Here is a 3387-nt window from a genome sequence, read left to right as displayed (position 1 = left end):
CAGAATCATTAGTATTATTTGAATTAGACTTAATAATACCAGCAGATTCGTAAATAATTGGAGGAACCTTAGAAATATCAGAAATCATAGAACTAGGACGACCTTTTTTTGAATGAAACACATTATCGTCATAATTAGAATCTTTATATTTTTTAACCCATCTTGCAAAAACAGAATCTGGAATAGAATACTTTTCACAAATATCTCTTTGAGTTAATGAATCATCAGAAAGATACTCTTTAACAACAGATAACTTAAATTCTGGTTCGTAATTAGTTCGTTTTCTCATAAAAAACACCCCTTTCTTTTTTTCAATTTTATGATATCACTTTCTTATTTTTTGTCCAAATCTTGTAAGGGGTGAATACGGAAATTGAAAATAGAAACTTTGTTGGAATTATAGATAAAAAAGCAAATATAAAATATAATCCAATAAAAAATATTGATAAAAAATACGAACTTTATGGGACGGATTCTACTGCATCAAAAAACAACATATTAAAAAATATCCAAATAAATTCAGGAATGTTAACAATAAACTCAGAGGCAGAAATTTCAGATTCTGTCATAAATTCGCTTGTTTCTAATGGATATTCTAATATAAAAGATTCAACTTTTAATTATTTAAGAGGAAAAGTTGACTTAAATACAGTAAGTATATTATATGGAAATAGTGGCGCTATTAGTGGTTATATTTTAGATTCAACTATAAATAATCCAAACTCTATAAGTAATTCTTATATAAATGGAACTATTTTGAATGGTGGTTTTATATTAAGCGATTCAATTTTAGAAAACTCTAAAGTATATGGTAATAATTTTGTTGAATTCTCATCAAATAATAATAAGATAGCAAATTCAACAATAAAAGATTTTCTATCAGTTAAATTTAATGGGTCTATAGTAATTTCAAATATAATACAAAATAATAATAATATTTATATTAATAGATATGGGTATTATGAAAATAACAACGCTAAAACATATATTATATATAATACAATAACAAATAATGGAGATTATGGTTTAAGAGTTCAAAACAATTCCGTGCTTATATCATATAATAATATCACTGGACATACAGAATATGACATAAAACTCGAGAATTATGCCAAAGGTGGTGAAATAGATGTTAAAAATAATTATTTTGGAAATTCGTCATCATCATTAATCAAAGAAAAAATATATGATTATGAAGATGACCCTAATTTTGAATTATCAAAAGTTATATTCGAACCATTTTTCTCAGAACCAATTGAAGCTATAAACGAAGTTACAACTATAACAGGTAAAGAAGTTTCAGGGAATTTATATTTGCCATATAAAATGGCTAAAGAATATAGTCCATATATTATTAATGATGATTTGAATATATTCGGAAAACTTATAATTGAACCAGGTGTAGAAATAAAAGTAGCCAAAGGTAAATCTATACATATATATGGAACCTTAATTGCAGATGGAAGTTCAGAAAGCATAAAATTCTATACCTCTACTGGAGTAGACATGAAAGATATGTGGGAAGGGATAGTATTACACAACGTAACAGAAGAATCAGTAAAATTAGATAATGTAATAATAAAAAACACAAAAACAGCATTGATATTATCAGGGTCAAAAGTAGAAATAAGCAATATATTAATACAAAACTCGTCAAATGGAATTAATATTGATCAAAGCTCAGAACTAACAGCAAACAATTTAACAACAGAAAATGTTATAGGAAATGGAATAATATTAGAAGGAACATTGAATTTAAACAGTTCTAAAATTAATAAAATATACAGAGAGTGGGAAGGGAATCCTAAATTTAATATAAAAGATTCAGATATTGAAAGTATAAATATTAATGGATATTTGTATAATGAAAATTTAATAAATAATTCAAATATTTCTTACTTAATGATAGATAGTGTTGATTCAAATATAATAATAACAAACTCGATTATAGATACGTGTAATATATATTTTATATATCAAAATGGTAAGATTGAATTTATTGATAATGATATAAATATTATATCTATAAATAATTATATGTATAGTGACAATCAAAATATACCCCAATTAATATTTGACGGAAATAAAATAAAACAATTATCTTTATTAAGGAATTATAGCAATAGTTCGAAGGGGTATATAGAAATAATAAATAATAGGATTTTAGGGAATTTCATATTAGGAGCATTTGAGTATAACTATAATACAGGTGAATATTATTATAGTGATTCTGATAATAATGAATATGCTATAACAATAAACAACAACACATTTGAAAAATCACAATTCACAATATACAGAATAAAAGAAATAGAAATATTCAACAATATATTCAAAGGGAATTCGACACTTGTCATTGGGAATGACAAAACAACAAAAGTATATGGCAATACATTCAAAGATAACAACAACGATGCAATAATAATCAATCAACAATTTGCAATGCCAGAAATAAACAACAACACATTCTACGGTAACAATGGATATGCAGTAGTTGTAAACAATGGAATGATATCAAACTTCACAAAAAACTACATAGCATTAAATTTAGGAGGAATAAAGATCAACCAATTAATGAATGACAATGTAGAATTAACAATAGCAGATAACATAATAATGATGAACAGAGAATACAACTTATTAAACACAGCACCAAACAACATAGCATTAAACAATAACTTCTATGCATTATACACAGAAGAATCAATAAGTGAAACGATATCAGGGAATTACACAATAGACGGAATAAAAACAGCGTTAATAACAGATGCAGGATCAGAAGAAAAACCAGATATAGGAGACATATTAAGTTATACAAACTTAAAAGATTATCTAGTAGAAAACACAACAATAGATAGTGAACACTCACCATACATAGTAACATCAGATATATCACTCAAAAATATAACCATTGAAGGAGATATAGAAATAAAAATAAGTGATGGAAGGACATTATCCTTTGATAACGTCACACACAACTCAGGAAAAATATCAGTTAAATCATTATATGACAGGACAGAACCAAGTGAATTAACAGGAATAATAGTAAATTCAGCATTGCTAAACTTATCAATAGAAGGAATATACGGAGAAATAAATGCAGATGTAAATACAATAGAATCGAAAAATGGAAGGATATATGGAACAGGGGAAATAGAAACATATACAGCCCAAGAAGGAAACACAAACGAAGTAGAAGGAGTAAGAATAACAAACGCAAACATCAATTCAGATATAACAATAACAAACGCAAAAATAGGAACAATAACAGCAGATGGAATTGAAGAACTAATAATCTCAGGAGGAAATATTGAAAAATACAATATAACAAACACAACAAAATTAACAATTGCAGGAATTGAAGTTTCAGGATTAATAACAACAACA

General features: G+C 26.1%; 2 protein-coding genes. One reads left to right on the top strand and one right to left on the bottom strand.

The window, feature by feature from the left end; translation table 11 throughout:
- A partial coding sequence (locus XO12_RS10905) for a transposase (protein ID WP_175420178.1) occupies nt 1-289 on the bottom strand: 289 nt, incomplete at its 3' end.
- Nucleotides 290-360: 71 nt separating this feature from the next.
- Here XO12_RS10905 and XO12_RS10900 point away from each other — a divergent pair.
- The coding region (locus tag XO12_RS10900; RefSeq protein ID WP_175420322.1) for a hypothetical protein at nt 361-3387 on the top strand (3027 nt) is incomplete at its 3' end.

This window comes from Marinitoga sp. 1154, from assembly GCF_013363285.1.
In the GTDB taxonomy this organism is placed as follows: domain Bacteria; phylum Thermotogota; class Thermotogae; order Petrotogales; family Petrotogaceae; genus Marinitoga.
The sequence above is the reverse complement of the archived record's forward strand: the minus strand, read 5'-3'. Positions and strand labels throughout refer to the sequence as shown.